This window comes from Sphingomonas sp. NIBR02145 (assembly GCF_027359115.1).
GTDB classification, from domain to species: Bacteria; Pseudomonadota; Alphaproteobacteria; order Sphingomonadales; family Sphingomonadaceae; genus Sphingomonas; species Sphingomonas kyeonggiensis_A.
Map to the genome: position 1 here is coordinate 1,287,046 of NZ_CP114791.1, position 18,414 is coordinate 1,305,459.

Below are 18,414 nucleotides of genomic sequence, written 5' to 3' on the forward strand. Positions count from 1 at the left end.
CTCAGCGCGGCGTGATCGCCACCGCGCCCAGCAGCCCGGAAGGCGCATTCGCGGCACCTTCCACCAGCAGCGCCACGATCCGCGCGCCCTGCCCGGCCGGCAGCGTCGCGTTCAGCGGGCCCGGCGCGGATCCGGCCTTGGTCGCCAGCAGCTTGCCGTCGACCCAGAGCTCCGCCTTGCCGCCGATGTTCTCGAACGCGATCGTCCCGCCTTCGCCGGCAACGCGCTTCCACGGCGTGAAGCGGGTGCGATAGACCCGCCAGCCCGGCTGCTCGGCCGGGGTCGACACGCCGCTGCGGACAAAGTCCCAGCTGTTATTGTCCCCATCCGCCGGCGCCAGCGAGGGCTCGGGCCGCGCGGCCAGCAGCGGCGACCGCCGCCACTCCCGCAGGTCCTGCACCTGGCGCACCACAGCCACCTGCGGGCGCGGCTTTACGTCGGTTCTCGCGATACTCAGCGAGGCAGGTTCGAATCCCTCCGCTTCCGCGCGGAGACCAATTTTTCCGGGTCCGGCATTGGCCCGGATCAGGATCTGGGCCAGCCCGTTGAACAGGGATCGCGACCCGGAGTTGGGCAAAACCTGCTCCGCCTCATGGCTGTTGGGATCGCCATTGCCGACGCCAAGGATCGTGGCACCCTGGACGGTGAACCGGGTCATGAAATTGGCGGTCGGCACATGCCGGCCTTTGGAATCCACGGCGTCGATCGTGATCGCCTGGCATTCCTCGTCATCCCCGGCCATCAGGCTGCGGGCAGGCGTAAGCCGCAGGGCAACGGCCTTCCCCGCGGTTTCCTTGACGGCCCGGGCAACAACCTTGCCCCCCCGCATGGCGATCGCCTCGAGCCGGCCGGGCGCATAGGGCACGCTCCATTCATTGCCCATGATGCGATCGACCTTCTGCACCCCCAGCTCCCGCCCGTTCAGCCGCAGCGCGATGGTCTCGGCATTGCAGCTGACGAACACCTTGATCGCCTCGCCCTCCTTGCCCGGCCAGGTCCAGTGCGGCGCGATGGCGACGACATCCTGGTCGTCGATCCAGTGGGCGCGGTGGATGTCGAACGCGGTCTTGGGGAAGCCGCACAGGTCGAGGATGCCGAAGAAGCTGGCGATCGTCGGCCAAGCATAGGGCGTCGGCTCGCCATGATAGTCAAACCCGGTCCACACAAACCCGCCGGCAACGAAGGGCCGCTCGGCGATGTTCTTCCAGGTATCGCGATGCGTAGCCCCCCAGCTCGTCGCCTCGGTATCGTAGGAGGTGATGACGTGCCCGGCCGGATCGCTGGCAAAGGCACCACGCGTCTCATAGGCGCTGGTGTCTTCCGAGCTGGTGATCGGCTGGTTCGGGTGCAGCTTGTGGTATTTGTCGTAATCGGCCTGGTAGTAGTTGAAGCCCATCACGTCGAACTCGCCGGCGACGCTGACCTCGTTGTAGAACGACCCGTTCATCGCCCCGGTCACAGGACGGCTGCCATCTAGCTTCTTCACCGCCGCGATCATCCGCCGGACCATCTCGACGCCGGCGCCGGTGCCCTGCATCGGCTCCTCGTTGAACACCGACCAGAGGATCACGCTCGGATGGTTGCGATCGCGCCGCACCAGCCATTCGAGCTGGGCCATATAGTCGGGCGCGGGGTTGAACAGGCGGTTCTCGTCCATGACGAGGAAGCCCATCCGGTCACACCAGTCGAGCAGTTCGGCGGTGGGTGCGTTGTGCGACATGCGGATCGCGTTGCAGCCCATGTCCTTGAGCCGCTCGAGCCGCCAGCGATGCAGCGAATCCGGCACTGCGACGCCGACACCGGCATGGTCCTGGTGGAGGCACACGCCCTTCAATTTGACGTGCTTGTCGTTGACGAACAGCCCCTGGTTCGCATCGAAGCGGATCGTGCGGAAGCCGATCGCGGTGCGCCGCTCATCGATCGCCGCACCGTCCCGCAGTACCCGCGTCCGCACCGCGTAGAGCGTCGGGTTCTCGACAGACCACAGGCGCGGCGCTCCCGCGTCGAGCAGCAGCACCGCTTCCGCGCGATCCAGCACCGGCACGCTTGCCTTGACCTCGCCACGCGCGACTTCGCGGCCATCGGGGTCGAGCAGTACCGCTTCGACCACCACAGCCGCGGCCTCGCGCGCGACATTGGCCAGGGTCACGGTCACCGGCACCTGCCAGCGCCCGTCGATCTGGCGCGGGTCGCAGTGCACGCCGTCGCTGACGATCGCCACGGGCGGACGCCGAACCAGCCAGGCATGGCGATAGAGGCCGGCGCCTTCGTACCACCAGCCTTCCTTGGCATCGGCATCGACGCGGATCGCGATCACATTGGTCTCTTCGCCGAAGCGCGCGAAGGGCGTCAGATCGACATAGACGCTGTTGTAGCTCGACCAGTTGTGCGCGACGGTGCTGCCGTTGATCCAGATCGTCGCATTGGTGGCGATGCCGTCGAAATGCAGCTCGAGCGTCTTGCCCTTGTCCGCCGGATCGAGGCGCAGCGTGCGGCGATACCAGCCGATCCCGCGCGGGCGATAGCCCTGCGAGACATTGGCGGTCTCGACGAAAGGCTGGGCCGCAGCCCAGTCATGTGGCAGCCGCACCTCGCGCCAGTCGCTGTCGTCATAACCGGTCGCCGCAGCGCCCAGCGCGTTGCCCGCCTTGACGCTGAGATAGGTCTCGTGATGCCCCTGCGGCTCGGGCGTCGGGACATCGCCTTCATGGAAGCGCCAGCCGAGTTCGAGCAGAGTGCGCGAGGGATCGCCCTCGGGCAGGCGTGGTGCCACGCCGTTCAGCGGGCGCGGCATCGGGAAACCGTCACCTTCCCCCTTCGCCCCGGCAACCGGCGCCGCTCCGGCTTCCGCCATGGGAACCGCCAGCAGAGCGCCGACGCCGACGCTCCCTTTCAGGAGTTGACGACGATCCATGACGATACTCCGACTGAGGCCGCTGCACCGCGCGACCCGAATGGCAAGGAAAGAAGGGCTAGATGTCGCTCAGCTCAGCCACGAAGTCATAGGCGTCGCCACGATAATAGGAGCGAGTGACCTCGGCCGGACGACCGTCTCGCAGGAAGGCGCGGCGCTCGATAAGCAGGCCGGCATGGCCCGCATCGACGCCCAGCATCTTGGCATGCTCGGCCCCGAACGGCACCGCGCGCAGCCGCTGGAGCGCGCGCACCGGGCGGTTACCCACCTTGTCCAGCGCGCTGTAGAGCGAGTCCTCAACGGCATCGACGGACGGCAGGCAATAGCCGGCGATCGTCGAGAATTCGAGCGCCATCGGCTCGTCATCGGCATAGCGGATGCGCGCGAAACGCAGCACCGGCGCGCCCGGAGACAGCCCCAGCATCATCGCTTCTTCCGGATTTACCTGACCCGGCGCGCGCGAAACCCAGCTGCTGCTGGCCTTGCGCCCGCGCGCCGCCATATCCTCGGTAAAGGACGAAAGCTTGGAGAAGCTCTTCTCGACGCGCCCGGCAACGAAAGTGCCGGCGCCCCGACGCCGGGTGAGCAGCCCTTCCTCGACCAGCCCGCCGATTGCCTTGCGCACGGTGATGCGCGACACGTCATATTCGGTGGCAAGATCCCGCTCAGGCGGGATCGCGTCCCCCTGGCTGAGCACGTTCGATCCGATGCCTTCGCGAATGAGCTGCTGCAGCTGGAGGTAGAGCGGGGACGGGTTGTCCTCGCGAAAACGCCCTAACTGTTCCGAAAATCCCATCAATCCTCCCCGGGCGTGCCCCCTGCGCACTCCGTTAGCCATGAAGCTAACGCACCAGCCCTGCCTCGGCAACGGCATGCTGTGGATTTATATTGGTAACCCTTACAATATCAATATTTCGCGCGCTTGTCTGCGAGCGCAATGCCCTTGCATGGGGAAGCTGCGACAAGACCCTATTGTGCCACAGGACTTATATTGGTTACACCGCCCCCCTCAGCCAATGTCATGAGCGGGAGGAATGCATGGGCAAATCTGGAGTTCGGCGAGCACGACATCTGGCCTGGGCAGCGCTGCTGGCGAGCCCGGCATCGTTTGCGCAGGAACTGCCGATCACGCCCCTCCCCGCGTCGGTCACGCTCGGCACCGGCGGATACACGGTGCGCGACGGCGCCGCGATCGGATTTCCGGAAGGGGATGCCGGCGCCGCGGCCGCCGCGAAGCTTCTCGCGGCGCATGTGAAGATCGAGCGCGGCATCACGCTCGCACCGCAGCCGAACACCGCCGCGATCCAGCTGGTCCGCGACGACGCCGTGGCGGGTGAGGAAGCCTATCGCCTCACCGTCGATGCCAGGAGCATCCGCATCGCAGCCTCCGGCGATCGCGGCCTGCTTTATGGCGCGATGACGCTTTCCCAGTTGCTCAGCCCCGATCGCGCCTTCGGCAAGTCCGTCCTGGTTCGCAGCGCGACCATCGAGGATGCGCCGCGCTTCCGCTGGCGCGGGCTGCTGATGGACGTCGCACGCCATTTCCAGCCGATCGAGGAAGTATACAAGGTCGTCGACCAGATGGCGTCGGTGAAGCTCAACACGCTGCACCTGCACCTTACCGACGACCAGGGCTGGCGCTTCGAGGTCAAGCGCTACCCGAAGCTCACCGAAATCGGCGGCTGGCGCACGCCGCCGTCGAGCGGCGGTCCGGTCGGCTCGAAGCATGGCGGCTTCTACACGCAGGAGCAGCTCAAGGCGCTGGTCGCCTATGCCGCCGAACGTGGCGTGACGATCGTCCCCGAGATCGACCTGCCCGGCCATGCCCAGGCGCTCGCGGCCGCCTATCCCGAATTCAGCGTCTTCGCCGACGCGCCCGGCGTCGGGCACGACTGGGGCGTGATGCCCTATCTGTTCAACCCGGCGCCCGAAGGCATCGCGTTCATCAAGGACGTGATCGACGAGCTGATCGAGGTCTTCCCGAGCACCTATATCCATCTGGGCGGCGACGAGGCGATCAAAGACCAGTGGGAGCGCTCGCCCAAGGTGCAGGCGCAGATCAAGGCGCTCGGCCTCAAGACCGAGAACCAGTTGCAGAGCTGGATGATCGAGCAGTTCGGCACCTATCTCGCCGGCAAGGGCCGCCGCCTGATCGGCTGGGACGAGATCCTGGAGGGCGGCCTGCCCGCCTCGGCATCGGTCATGTCGTGGCGCGGCGAGAAGGGCGCGGTGGAAGCCGCCAACCAGGGGCATGATGTGGTGCTGAGCCCGGCCCCCCTGCTCTATCTCGACCAGCTGCAGAGCAACCTTCCCGACGAGTTGAACGGCCGGCTCGCGGTGCAGTCGCTCGAGAAGATCTATCGCTACGAGCCGGTTCCGGCCGGGATCGACGCGGAGAAGGCCAAGCATGTGCTCGGCGCGCAGGGCAATGCCTGGAGCGAGTATCTGATCACCCCGCAACAGGTGCAGCACGCCTATTTCCCACGCGCCGCGGCGATCGCCGAGATGACCTGGTCGGCCAAGGATCGCCGCGATTTCACCGGCTTCCTCGATCGCGTCCAGCCGCAGATCGCCCGCTGGCGCCGCTCGGGGATGGAAGTGGCTGACGGCGCCTTCGCGGTCGGCTACCAGCTTCAGGGCAGCCGTGGCGATGCGCTGCGTGCGAACAAGGCGACTGTCGCGCTGGCCACCCAGGCGCCGTACGGCACGATCCGTTACACGCTCGACGGGCGCGAACCCACCGCCAAGTCGCCGGCCTACAAGGCGCCGCTGACGCTCAAGCCGGGCCTCACGATCCGCGCCGCCGCGTTCGACAAGAGCGGCAATGCCACCGCCGCGTCCCGCGCCTTCGACACCAGCCGCGCCGCGCTGCTGACGCGCACCACCTCCGAGATGACCGCATGTCCGGGGGGCTCGCTCTATCTTCGCGTGCCGCTCACGCCGGACGCGATCGCCAATACACCGGTCTACAATGTCGACCTGTTCAACACCTGCACGGCCTATCCGGCAGCGCCGCTCGACATCGCCCGGGGCTTCACCGTCAGCGTGGCGCGGCTGGCGCGGCACTGGGGCCTGGCGCACGACACCGGCAAGCGTCGCGATCCCTATCCGGCAACGATGCATGGCGAGCTGGTGATCACCGCGCGCTGCACCGCTGCTGCCACCGACAAGAGCATCAAGCCGATCGTGATCGGCAGCTTCGCGCTGCCCGATCCCGCGACGGCGCCCACCCAGTTCAGCTTCTCGGGCACGTTTCCCGAGATGCAGGGAGAGGACGACCTTTGCTTCCAGTTCACTTCGCCGGCATCCGCCCCCTTCTATACCGTCGAGAAGGTCGTGCTGACCGAGGGAGCCGCCAAGTGAAGCGCGCACTGCTCCTGCCGCTGCTCCTCGCCAGCACCGCTGCCTGGGCCGGCCCGCGCGATACGGTGTCGCTCGACGGCGCCTGGGAAGTGCGCATCGATCCCGCCGATGCCGAAGCCGCGAAGACCCATCCCCGGGAAGCGAGCTGGTTCGCCGCGAAGGTGCCCGGCAGCGTCCAGCAGGATCTGATCGCCTCGGGTCGCGCGCCCGATCCGTTCAAGGGGATCAACCAGGCACCGATCCAATGGGCGGGCCTCACCAACTGGCAGTTCCGCAAGGTGATCGAGGTCACCCCGGAAATGCTCAAGCGCGATCATATCGACCTGGTGTTCGACGGGCTCGATACCTTCGCCACCGTGTCGCTCAACGGCCAGAAGCTGCTCACCACCGCCAATGCGCATCGCCGCTGGCGGATCGATGCGAAGTCGGCGCTCAAGCTCGGTCGCAACGAGCTGGTGATCGCGATCGCCTCGCCGATCCGCACGCTCCAGCCGATGGTGCTCGCCCAGGCCAATACGCTGCCCGGCGAATATGATTCCGAGTTCGGCGACGAGCCCAAGGGCAAGCAGACCTCGCCGTACATCCGCAAGCCCAAATACCATTACAGCTGGGACTGGGGTCCCCGCCTGGTCAATATCGGCATCTGGCGCCCCGCACGGATCGAGACATGGGACAATGCCCGGATCGACAATATGCGCGTCGATCAGGAAGCGCTGAACGATGCCGAGGCCCGGCTGGTCGCCCGCTACCGGATCGTCGCCGGCGCCAGCACCAAGCTGACCCTGCGCACCACCCTCACCGGCCCCGACGGCAAGAAGCAGACGGTGTCGCGCAGCGTCACCGTGGCGCCCGGCATCAACGAAGTCAGCGTGCCGCTCACCATCGCCTCGCCGCGCCGCTGGTGGCCGGTCGGCTATGGCGCGCAGACGATGTACGATGTGTCGGGCCAGCTCTCCGATCGTGACGGCAAGGCGGACAGCGTCAGCCACAAGACCGGGCTGCGCACCGTCGAGCTGATCCGCAAGGACGGCAGCTTCGGCTTCAAGGTCAACGGCATTCCGATCTTCGCCAAGGGCGCGAACCTGATCCCGTTCGACATGTTCCCCAGCCGCGTGCCGCGCGCCCAGATGCAGCAGGTGCTGCAGAGCGCGCGCGATACGAACATGAACATGATCCGCGTCTGGGGCGGCGGCTATTATCTCGACGACGCCTTCTACGAGATCGCCGACGAGCTCGGCCTGATGATCTGGCAGGACTTCATGTTCGGCGGCTCGGTCACGCCCCCGGATGCCGAGTTCCGCGACAATGTCCGCGTCGAGGCCGAGGAGCAGGTCGAGCGGCTCCAGCCGCATCCTTCGGTGATCGCCTGGTCGGGCGGCAACGAGATCCTGGCCGGCTGGGAGAACTGGTCCGATCGCAAGGCGTTCAAGAAGCGCGTCGGCGCCGACGAGCAGGAGCGGATCGGCGTCGGCATGGCCGTGCTGTTCGATCGCGTGCTGCGCGACGCGGTGATCACCCGCGCGCCCGGCACGCCCTATTGGAACAACTCGCCGGCCACCGATTATGAGGCGCCGACGGACACCGACAAGGATGGCGACCGCCATTTCTGGGACGTCTGGTCGGGCTCCAAGCCGGTCGAGCGCTATCTCGACAGCTGCCCGCGCTTCATGTCCGAATATGGCTTCCAGAGCATGCCGGGCCTGTCGACGATCCGCGACTTCGCGGGCGACGGACCGTTCACGCTGGAAAGCCCGGTGCTCAAGGCGCACCAGCGCTTCCTCTCGGGCGAAGGCAATGCCCGGCTCCAACTCTATCTCGACCAGCGGCTGCGCCCGGCGAAGGACTTTGCCGATACGGTGTACCTGACCCAGGTCAACCAGATGCAGGCGATCGACATGGCCGCGCGCCACCACCGCGCCTGCCGCCCGGTAACGCTCGGCTCACTCTACTGGCAGCTTAACGACACCTGGCCCGCCATTTCCTGGGCGAGCATCAGCTATGACGGCCAGTGGAAGCTGCTCCAGTACGCCGCCAAGCGCTTCTTCGCGCCCCAGGCGATCGTGACCGAGCACAAGGACGGCGCCACCCGCGTCGCGCTGGTTTCGGATGCGGCCACCCCGATCGCCGCCGAATGGCGGATCCGTGCCTTCGACATGTCGGGCAAGCCGCTGGGCGAGCGCGGCGACAAGGTTTCGCTCACCCCGCTCGGCGCGCAGGAAGCCGCCAGCATCGCAGATGCGGACCTGTTCGCCGGTGCCGCGCCGGAGGCGAGCTATGCCGTCGCCGAGTTGCTGATCGGCGGCCGCCAAGTCTCGCGGACGATCGTCGAGCGCGCCTTGCCCAAGGACATGGCCTATCCCGCCCCCGGCCTCAGCACCCGCTGGGACGGCAAGCGGGTGACGATCACCGCCGGCGCACTCGCCCGCGCCGTCATGCTCGATTTCGGCACCGTCGCCGCGCACCCGAGCGACGACGGCTTCGACCTGCTGCCCGGCGAGAGCATCACGATCGAAGTGCGATCGGATGCCTCTGCCGAAGCGCTGCAAAGCGCCCTCACCCTGCGTACCCTGGGGACCAAGTAAATGATTCCGTTCCTGCTTCTCGCCGCTGCCGAGCCCGATCCGGATGCCGATGCCGTTGCCCGCGCGATCGCGACGATGACGGTCGAGCAGAAGGCGGCCCAGCTCCAGAGCACCGCACCAGCCGATGCCGAGGCGGACCTGCCAGCCTATGACTGGTGGAACGAGGGCCTGCACGGCCTCGCCCGCAACGGCTATGCCACTGTCTTCCCCCAGGCGATCGGCCTTGCCGCGACCTGGGACGTGAACCTGATGCACAAGGTCGGCGATGTCGTCGCCACCGAAGCCCGCGCCAAGTTCAACGCCAAGCCGCTGGGCGCCAACCGGCGCATCTATGAAGGGCTGACGATCTGGTCGCCCAACATCAACATCTTCCGCGATCCGCGCTGGGGCCGTGGCCAGGAAACCTATGGCGAGGACCCGTATCTCACCGGCCATCTCGGCGTCGCCTTCATCCAGGGTCTGCAGGGTCCGGACCCCAAATATCCCAAGGTGATCGCCACTCCGAAGCACTTCGCGGTGCATAGCGGACCGGAAGCGGGGCGCGACGGGTTCGATGTCGACCCGAGCCCGCAGGACCTGGAATCGACCTATCTCCCCGCGTTCCGGCTGGCCGTGACCGAGGGCAAGGCGCGCTCGCTGATGTGCGCGTACAACTCTATCCACGGCACCCCGGCCTGCGCGCTGTCCGACCTGATGAACACGCGGCTGCGCAAGGACTGGGGCTTCAACGGCTTCACCGTCTCGGACTGCGACGCCGTCGCCAACATCCACATGTTCCACCATTACAAGCTCGACGCAGCGGCAGCTTCGGCCGCGGCGATCAAGGGCGGCAACGACTTCAATTGCGGTACCACCTATGCCGCGCTGCCCCAGGCGGTGAAGCGCGGTCTGGTGACCGAAGCCGAGATCGACACCGCGCTCACCCGCTCGCTTTCGGCACGCCAGGCGCTGGGCACGATCTTCAGCGCGACCAGCCCGTGGAGCCGGATCAAGCCGAGCGAAGTCGGCACGCCCGCCCACCGCGCGCTGGCGTTGGATGCCGCGCGCAAGGCGATCGTGCTGCTCAAGAACGATGCCGATCGCCTGCCGCTCAAGCCCGGCAGCCGCATCGCGGTGATCGGCGCCGATGCCGATGATCTCGGCGTGCTCGAAGGCAATTATCACGGCACCGCCCAGAACCCGGTGACGCCGCTCGACGGCATCCGCCGCCAGTTCGGCGCGGCCAATGTCGTCTACGCCCAGGGCTCGGTGCTCGCCGACGGCGCGCCCGTCGTGATGCCGGAGACGGCGTTCGCCGCCGATGGCAAGCCCGGGCTCAAGGCCGAGTATTTCGCCAGCCCGACCGTGACCGGCACGCCCGTCGCCACGCGCCAGGATCGCCGGATCGACTTCAACTATACCCGCGTCGCCCCGCTGCCGCAGCTCGATCCCAAGGGCTTCGCGGTCCGCTGGTCGGGCGAGATCGTGCCACCGGGCCCGGGCCGCTACACGCTGGCGATCGACATCCCGGCCTGCTGGAAGGACTGCAAGACGCATGACAGCGTGCGGCTGTGGATCGACGGCAAGCCGCTGCACGAGGGCCTGCTCGGCAAGGGTCGGGTGGAACTGCCCTTCACCAGCGACGGCAAGCGCCATGCGTTCCGCATGGAAATCGATCATGCCGGCGAGGATGAGGGCCTGCGCCTGATGTGGCTTCCGCCCGCCGAGCCGCTGCTCGCGCAGGCGGTGACCGCCGCGAAGGACTCCGACGTCGTCGTCGCAGTGCTCGGCCTGTCGCCCGATCTGGAAGGCGAAGCGCTGCAGGTAACCGTGCCCGGCTTCGTCGGCGGTGACCGTACCGAGATCACCCTGCCCTTCGCCCAGCAGCGCCTGCTCCAGGCGCTGCGCGACACCGGCAAGCCGGTGGTGGTGGTGCTGACCAGCGGCAGCGCGGTCTCGATCGACCCGTCGCTCGCTGATGCGATACTCGCCGCCTGGTATCCGGGCGAGAGCGGCGGAATCGCGATCGCCGAGACGCTTGCCGGGCTCAACAACCCGTCGGGCCGCCTGCCGGTGACCTTCTACAAATCGGCATCCGACCTGCCGACGTTCATCGATTACGGCATGAAGGAGCGCACCTATCGCTTCTTCACCGGCACGCCGCTCTGGGGGTTCGGCCACGGGCTGAGCTACACCAGCTTCGCCTATGACCAGCTGACCGCCAAGGCGGGCAGCACCGCAGCCCCGGTCGAAGTCACCGTGCGGGTGCGCAACAGCGGCGCGCGGCCGGGCGAAGAAGTGGTCCAGGCCTATCTGGTGCCGCCGGCGAGCAAGGCGCGCGGCACCGGCATGACCACGCCGGTGCTCCAGCGCGAGCTGGTCGGCTTCCAGCGCGTGTCGCTCAAGCCGGGCAAAGCGGGAACGCTGCGCTTCAGCCTAGATCCGCGCAGCATCAGCTCTGTGTCGCGCGACGGCACGCGCCAGGTGGTTCCGGGCGCCTATCGCCTGTGGGTCGGCGGTGGCCAGCCGGGGACTGCGCCGGGGCAATGGACCGACTTCACCTTGACCGGCGAAGCACAGGAGCTGCCCAAGTGATGATGGACCGCCGTACCGTGATCGGTGCCGGGCTCGCCCTCACCACCACGCCTGCCTTCGCCCAGAAGGCGACCGGCTTCACCAGCAAGCGCCCTGCCCCGACCGAGCGTAAATTCGTCAGCAAGTCGGTCGAGCGCGAGATCGTTCGCGTCTCGAAGAAGATCGGCGACACCAAGCTGCGCTGGATGTTCGGCAATTGCTATCCGAACACGCTCGATACCACCGTGGCGATGCGCACGATCGACGGCGCACCCGATGCGTTCGTGCGCACCGGCGACATCAACGCGCTGTGGCTGCGCGACAGCTCCGCCCAGGTGAAGCCGTACCTGCATCTCGCCAAGCAGGATGCGGATCTGCGCCGGCTCTATCACGGCCTGATCGCCCGCCAGTCGCGCTCGATCCTGATCGATCCCTATGCCAATGCGTATATGGAAGATCCCGCGGCGATGACCAATCTGAGCTGGTCGCTCGACGATCGCTTCCCGCTCAAGCCCGGCGTCGCCGAACGGAAGTGGGAGATCGACTCGCTCTGCTATCCGATGCGCCTCGCGCACGGATACTGGCAGGCGACCGGCGACAAGACGCCGTTCGATGCTCGCTGGGCCGAAGCGGCGCGCCTGAGCGTCGCGACTTTCCGCGAGCAGCAGCGCAAAGACGGCAAGGGGCCCTACCGCTTCCAGCGCAAGAGCCCGATCCCGACAGAAAGCCTGATGCTCGATGGCTATGGCGCGCCGACCAAACCGGTGGGACTGATCCATTCGGGTTTCCGTCCCTCGGACGATGCCTGTGTCTATCCGTTCCTGATCCCGTCCAACTATTTCGCGGTCACAGCACTGCGCGAGCTCGCCGTGGTCGCCAATGCCGCACGCGGGGATGCAGCCCTGGCCAACGACGCCGTCGCACTGGCCGACGAAGTCGATGCGGCGCTGCGCAAATATGCCCGGATGCGCCTGCCCGATGGCAGCGAAGTGATCCCGTTCGAAGTCGATGGCTTCGGCAACACGCTGTTCATGGACGACGCCAATGTGCCGTCGCTCTCGGCGCTCGCCTATCTCGGCTGCCTGAAGGCGGACGATCCGCTGTTCCAGCGCACCGCGGCTGCGGCGTGGAGCGACAACAACCCCTATTGGTCGCGCGGCAAGGTCGTCGAAGGCATCGGTGGGCCGCATGTCGGCCTCGGCCAGGTCTGGCCGATGTCGCTGGTGATGCGTGCGCTGACCTCGTCGGACGACGCGACGATCCGCCAGTGCCTGCGCATGATCCGCGACAGCGATGGCGGCACCGGCTTCATCCATGAGGCAGTCGACCAGGACGATCCCTCGAAATTCACCCGCGAGTGGTTCGCCTGGGCCAATGGCCTGTTCGGCGAACTCATCGTCCACCTCGCCGATACCCGTCCTCAATTGCTGGCAGAAACGCTGTGAACCCTACGCGTCGTCAACTCCTCGCTTCCACCGGCCTCGGCCTCGCCGCCACTGCCGCGCTTCCGGCACATGCCCGCCTGCCGGCCGTGCCGGTCAAGCCCAACCTGTTCATCGGCACCGGTGGCACCGGCCATACCTATCCCGGTGCCACCCTGCCCTTTGGCATGGTCCAGTTGAGCCCGGACACCGGCGTCGAGCGCTGGGAAACCTGCTCGGGCTATTACAAGACCGACACCTCGATCCTCGGCTTCTCGCACACCCACCTTTCCGGCACCGGCATCGGCGACATGCTCGACGTACTCGTGGTGCCGTCGGCAGGTCCGGTGCAACTCCAGCCCGGCACGATCGAGAACCCCGATGCCGGCTATCGTCAGCGCTTCTCGGCCGAGCATGCCGAGCCGGGCTATTACCGGGTCGCGCTGGAAACCGGCGTCCAGGCCGAGCTGACCGTTACCGAGCGCACCGGCTGGCACCGCTATCGGTTCCCGGCGGGCAAGGGCCATGTGCTGATCGACCTGTCGCACCTGATCCTCGACAAGTCGGACTCGCCGCCGCTCGTTGACGAAGCGCTGCTCGAACTTGCCGCGGACGGCACGCTCAGCGGCACGCGCCGCGTGTTCCGCTGGGCCAAGGGGCGGCGGATCTTCTTCGCGATGCAACTGTCGCGGAAGCCCGATCGCATCACCTTCATCGGCGACGATGACGCTACCCAGCCGGCAGGCGCGACCCGCGTTGCGGGCAAGCGGCTCAAGGCCGTGCTCCATTATGACGATGCCGGCAGCGCGCCGCTTGTCATCCGCTGCGGCATTTCCGCCGTCGATGCCGATGGCGCCCGCGCCAATCTCGTCGCCGAGGCGAAGCATTGGGATTTCGACCGGGTCCGCCGCGATGCCGCCAAGCTGTGGAGCAAGTCGCTCGGCAGCGTGAAAGTCGAGGGCGGCACGCCGGACCAGCGCACGATCCTCTCCTCCGCGCTCTACCACGCCCAGCTCGCACCTACGCTCGTGTCGGACGTCGATGGCCGCTATCCCGGCATGGACGGCAAGACGCAGACCGTGCCCGCCGGCGGCGCGGCGTTCAGCACCTATTCGCTGTGGGACACTTATCGCGCGCTGCACCCACTGCTCACTTTGGTCGCGCCCGAGCAGACCAAACTGCTGATCGACGACATGATCCGCCAGACCGCCCAGTCGCGCTTCGGCCCGCTGGTCTGGCCGCTGCAGGGCAAGGAAACCGGAACAATGATCGGCTGGCACGGCGTCGTCCCGCTCGCCGAGGCACATGCCAAGGGCATTCCCGCCGACTATGCCGCCGCCTGGCCGGCGATCCGCAAGCGCAGCTTCGACTTCACCGCGCCGGACAAGGACAACAGCCTTGGCCGCGACCTGTACGACAAGCTCGGCTATGTCCCGGCGGACAAGGTGTTCGAGAGCGTCAGCCGGACCCAGGAATATGCTTATGACGACTGGGCCTCGTCGCACCTCGCGCGCGTTGCCGGCGCGGCGGACGATGCCGAGCGGCTGCACAAGCGCTCGGGCAACTGGCGCAACGTCATCGACGGCAAGATCGGCTTCGCCCGCCCCCGCTTCGAGAATGGCCAGTGGTGGAAGGACTATGATCCCGTCCAGCTCGGCCACATGCCCAAGCCCTGGTGGCGCGACTATACCGAGGCGAATGGCTGGCAGGCGACCTTCCTCAACCAGCACGACATCTACGGCATGATCGCGCATATGGGCGGCGATGCGGCGTATGAGGCAAAGCTGGACGCGCTGTTCACCGCGCCCTCGACCCTGCCCGACAATGCACCGCCCGACATTTCGGGGCTGGTCGGCCAATACGCCCATGGCAACGAGCCGGACCAGCACGCCGCCTATCTCTACAGCTATGTCGGCGCGCCCTGGAAGACGCAGGCGATGATCCGCCGCCTGTGCACCGAGATGTACAAGAACGATCCCGACGGCATCATCGGCAATGACGATTGCGGCCAGATGAGCGCGTGGTTCGTGCTGTCGTCGCTCGGCTTCTATCCGGTCGATCCGGTCGAGGCCGTCTATGTCTTCGGCTCGCCGCTGTTCGAGCGCGCCGAGCTGCAGCTGGGCAAGGGCCGCAAGCTGGTGGTCGAGGCGCCGGGCAACCGCGCCGACACCCCCTATGTTGCCGCGGTGACCTGGAACGGCCGCCCGTGGCGCAAGAGCTGGATCTCGCACCACGACCTGGCCGCTGGCGGCACGCTTCGTTTCACCATGTCCGCCAAACCCAACCGCGCCTTTGGCCGCGCGCGCGCTGACCGGCCGCCGTCCTTCGGCCGCAGCCCCGCCTGATCCTGGAGAGATTGATGACCGAACTGTCCCGGCGCACCCTGCTCGCCACCGGCCTTGCCGCCGGCGCGCTGCCTGCCGTTCCCGCGCAGGCCAGCGCAGCGCCTGCCAACACCCCCAAGCCCTTCGGCGCGACGCCGAGCCCGCGCCAGTGGCGCTGGCAGGGGCGCGAGCAATACGCCTTCGTCCATTTCTCGATCAACACCTTCACCGACAAGGAATGGGGCTTTGGCGACGAGAGCCCGAAGCTGTTCAATCCCAGCGACTTCGATGCCGATCAGATCGTCGCCGCGGTCAAGGCCGGTGGGCTCGAGGGGCTGATCCTCACCGCCAAGCATCATGACGGCTTCTGCCTGTGGCCGACTTTGCTCACCGAGCATTGCATCCGCAACAGCCCCTACAAGGAGGGCAAGGGCGATATCGTCCGCGAGATGGCCGACGCCTGCAAGCGCGCGAAGTTGCCCTTCGGCCTCTATCTGTCGCCCTGGGACCGCAACCATGCCGAATATGGCCGCCCGGCCTATGTCACCTATTACCGCGCCCAGCTGACCGAGCTGTGCACCCGCTATGGCGACCTGTTCGAAGTATGGTTCGACGGCGCCAATGGCGGCGACGGCTATTATGGCGGCGCGCGCGAAGCCCGGAAGATCGATGCGCCGCGCTATTATGACTGGCCGTCGATCGTCGCTTTGGTCCACAAGCTCCAGCCCAACGCCTGCACCTTTGATCCGCTCGGCGCGGACATCCGCTGGGTGGGCAATGAGGACGGCGTCGCCGGCGATCCCTGCTGGCCGACCATGCCGAATGAGCCCTATGACCAGAAGAACGGCAATGCCGGCGTGCGCGGTGGCGCGATCTGGTGGCCGGCGGAAACCGACGTGTCGATCCGCCCGGGCTGGTTCTACCATTCGGACGAGGACTCCAAGGTGAAGAGCCCCGAACGGCTGATCCGCCTCTACGATGAGTCGGTGGGTCGTGGGACCAATCTGAACCTCAACATCCCCCCTGATCGCCGCGGACGCATTCCCGACCAGGATTTCAAGATCCTCAAATCCTATGGCGACGCGATCCGCGCGACCCTCGCCAGGGATCTGGCCAAGGGCGCGGTGGCGCATGCCAGCACCAGCCGCCCGGGCTTCGCCCCCGCGCGCGTACTCGATGGCAATCGCGAGACCTATTGGACCACGCCCGACCAGGCGGCCACGCCGACCCTGACGCTCGACCTCAAGCCCGGCACCCGCTTCGACGTGATCCGGCTGCGCGAATATCTACCGCTCGGCGTGCGCGTGACCCGCTTCGCGGTCGATGCCGAGATCGACGGTACCTGGAAGACGCTGGCCGAGCATGAATGCATCTCGGCACAGCGCGTGATCCGCCTGCCCGCCCCGATCGCCCCGCGCCGTGTGCGCCTGCGCATCCTCGAGGCACCGGCCTGCCCGGCGATCAGCGAGTTCGCGCTGTTCGCCTCGGTCGCGCCCGTCCCGGTGTCCGCAATCGTATCGACCGACCCGACGGTGCTCGATGTAACCAAGTGGCGCGTCGTCGATGCCAGCGCGCCCAATGCCGAACGGTTGCTCGACAATGAGGCCGGCACGATCTGGGTCCAGTCGAGCCCCAGGCCCGGCGCTCCGGCACACGTCACCGTCGATCTCGGCGGATCGACCGACCTGGCCGGCTTCAGCCTCACGCCTTCGCGCCAGGTGATGACCGGCGCTGCTCCGCCGCGCGGTTACGTGGCGGAAACCAGCGCCGATGGTACCAATTGGGAACCGGCAGCATCCGGCGAGTTCTCCAACATCGCCTATGCGCTATCCACTCAGCGCATCAATTTCGCCCGTGCGCGTACCGCGCGCTATCTGCGCCTGACCTTTGTCGAGACCGCTGTTCCGGCCGGCCGGCTGGCAATCGCCGGAATCGGGGGATTCCTGCCCGCACGCTGAGCGCAACGATCCCCTCCCGGGCCATGCACCCGGGAGGGAAATCCCCATCGGAATTAGCTGGTTAGCCTGTCATTTCCCGCGGCTCGTGATGGCGAGTGACGCAATTTTGCAACGGCGATGTGCTATTTATCGGATCGATAGCACCAAAGTCGATTTTGGTATTGAAGTGATATTCCACCTATGACAACCATACGACAAGGCTAGGACGTCCTGGTGACGATCCGAACCATTCGCGGTCGCATGTTAGCGCTCGCATTCAGGGTTGGCATCGATGGAAACTACGCGTCGGAGAGCAATGGCATTGGGTATCGGCGGCGCTACGCTCGCCGCGGCGGCGCCCGTCGTCGCCAAGCCTGGTAACCGCGCCCTCATCGTTTCGACCTGGGATTTTGGCGCGGCCGCCAATGCCGCTGCCTTTGCCCAGTGGAAGAAGACCAACAGCCTGCTTGATGCGGTCGAGGCCGGCGCCCGCGTTCCCGAGGCTGATCCCGAGAATCATTCGGTCGGCTATAGCGGCTATCCCGATCGCGACGGTCACGTGACGCTCGATGCGATCCTGATGGACGATCGCGGCAATGTCGGCGCCGTCGCGGCGCTAGAGGATTTCATGCATCCGATCTCGGTCGCGCGCCGGGTGATGGAAAAGACGCCACACACTTTCCTGGTCGGCGAAGGCGCACGGCAATTCGCCATTTCGGAGGGATTCGAGCGCACCAAGCTGCTTACCCCCGAGGCTGAGGCTGCGTGGCGCGAATGGCTCAAGACGGCGAAGTACAAGCCGATCGCCAATAGCGAGAACATGCGCGGTACCGCGCTGGATCACGACACGATCGGCATCGTCGCCTGCGGTCCCGATGGCCGCCTTGCCGGTGCCTGCACCACCTCGGGCATGGCGTTCAAGCTTCGTGGCCGCGTCGGCGATTCGCCGCAATGCGGCTCGGGTCTGTTCGTGGAGGCCGGCGTCGGCGCCGCGACCGCGACCGGGGTCGGCGAGGAAGTCACCCGGATCGCCGGCTCGGCACGCGTGGTCGCGTCGATGCGCGCCGGCATGTCGCCCCAGGCGGCGTGCCGCGAAGCCGTGCTCCATATTGCCAAGCTCCGCGGCGACGCGGTGCGCGACGCCCAGGTCGGCTTCCTGGCGATCAACGACCGCGGCGAGATCGGCGCCTTCGCGCTGCAGCCCGGCTTCACCTTCGCAGTAACCGACCTTGAGGGACGAACCCAAGTGCGGCCCGCTGAGAGCTTAAAAAAGCCTGCGGCCACCAAATAACCCGAAACAATTTCCTGATTCCAAGGGGG

General features: G+C 66.9%; 9 protein-coding genes. 7 read left to right on the top strand and 2 right to left on the bottom strand.

The genetic code is table 11. From position 1 onward, the window contains the following. Position 1: 1 nt before the first annotated feature. Both galA and O3305_RS06005 read right to left on the bottom strand, forming a co-directional pair. On the bottom strand, positions 2-2,914 hold the full coding sequence (galA, locus tag O3305_RS06000; protein ID WP_269575569.1) for a beta-galactosidase GalA: 2,913 nt from the start codon (positions 2,912-2,914) through the stop codon (positions 2-4). A 58-nt stretch (positions 2,915-2,972) separates the two neighbouring features. Beyond that, positions 2,973-3,710, bottom strand: coding sequence for a GntR family transcriptional regulator (locus O3305_RS06005; RefSeq protein WP_269575570.1), 738 nt, complete (start codon positions 3,708-3,710; stop codon positions 2,973-2,975). Between the two features lie 242 nt (positions 3,711-3,952). Here O3305_RS06005 and O3305_RS06010 point away from each other — a divergent pair, with 242 nt between their 5' ends. From O3305_RS06010 to O3305_RS06040, 7 genes are all read left to right on the top strand, one after another. Then, positions 3,953-6,277, top strand: coding sequence for a beta-N-acetylhexosaminidase (locus O3305_RS06010; protein WP_269575571.1), 2,325 nt, complete (start codon positions 3,953-3,955; stop codon positions 6,275-6,277). Continuing rightward, a complete protein-coding gene (locus O3305_RS06015) occupies positions 6,274-8,859 on the top strand; it encodes a beta-mannosidase (RefSeq protein WP_269575572.1) in 2,586 nt (861 codons plus the stop codon). The genes O3305_RS06010 and O3305_RS06015 overlap by 4 nt, the downstream gene beginning before the upstream one ends. Next, positions 8,860-11,433, top strand: coding sequence for a glycoside hydrolase family 3 C-terminal domain-containing protein (locus O3305_RS06020; protein ID WP_269575573.1), 2,574 nt, complete (start codon positions 8,860-8,862; stop codon positions 11,431-11,433). Next, positions 11,433-12,857 (top strand): glycoside hydrolase family 125 protein, encoded by a 1,425-nt coding sequence (locus O3305_RS06025; protein ID WP_269575574.1) that lies wholly within the window; start codon positions 11,433-11,435, stop codon positions 12,855-12,857. The genes O3305_RS06020 and O3305_RS06025 overlap by 1 nt, the downstream gene beginning before the upstream one ends. Continuing rightward, positions 12,854-15,178 (top strand): GH92 family glycosyl hydrolase, encoded by a 2,325-nt coding sequence (locus O3305_RS06030; protein WP_269575575.1) that lies wholly within the window; start codon positions 12,854-12,856, stop codon positions 15,176-15,178. The genes O3305_RS06025 and O3305_RS06030 overlap by 4 nt, the downstream gene beginning before the upstream one ends. 14 nt (positions 15,179-15,192) lie before the next feature. Then, on the top strand, positions 15,193-17,115 hold the full coding sequence (locus tag O3305_RS06035) for an alpha-L-fucosidase (RefSeq protein WP_269575576.1): 1,923 nt from the start codon (positions 15,193-15,195) through the stop codon (positions 17,113-17,115). Positions 17,116-17,386: 271 nt separating this feature from the next. Then, entirely contained in the window at positions 17,387-18,385 is a 999-nt protein-coding gene (locus O3305_RS06040) for a glycosylasparaginase (RefSeq protein ID WP_269575577.1), read from the top strand. Positions 18,386-18,414 lie beyond the last annotated feature (29 nt).